The sequence below is a fragment of the Macrococcus brunensis genome (assembly GCF_004359615.1).
Lineage (GTDB): Bacteria > Bacillota > Bacilli > Staphylococcales > Staphylococcaceae > Macrococcus > Macrococcus brunensis.
Genome location: NZ_SCWA01000059.1, coordinates 1 through 427 on the forward strand (window position 1 = coordinate 1; position 427 = coordinate 427).

A 427-nucleotide genomic window follows, 5' to 3' on the forward strand; every position below is an offset into this window, starting at 1 on the left:
GCTGCGGACTGCGTCTGCGCGCCGGCCACGAGGCCCCAGGCGGCGAAGGCGGCGCCGGCCAGCAGGCGCTTGAATTGCATGTGCGGGAAAGCCATCACTCGTTCATCTCCTTGGTTGTTTGATTCGTTGTCACGGGCCCGTCGTGCGGGTGCCGTATGTTAGGAATGACGTAACCCGGCTGTGGGGAATAATCCAGGTCGGGGTGTGAATGGAATTCATACCCCCCGATCCGCTCCCTCTCCAGCCATGAACCTCCGGCAACTCGAAGTCTTCCAGGCCGTCATGCAGGCGGGCAACATGAGTGCCGCCGCCCGCCTCGTCAGCATCACGCCCTCGGCCGTCAGCAAGACGATCGCGCACGCCGAGCTGCAGCTCGGCTACCCGCTGTTCAGCCGGGTGCGCGGCGCGCTCGTGCCCACGCCGGAGG

The 427-nt window shown here is 66.0% G+C and carries 1 protein-coding gene; it reads left to right on the forward strand.

Going from position 1 to position 427, the window contains the following annotated elements; translation table 11 throughout:
- Positions 1-246 precede the first annotated feature (246 nt).
- The coding region (locus tag ERX27_RS11670; protein WP_133432861.1) for a helix-turn-helix domain-containing protein at positions 247-427 on the forward strand (181 nt) is incomplete at its 3' end.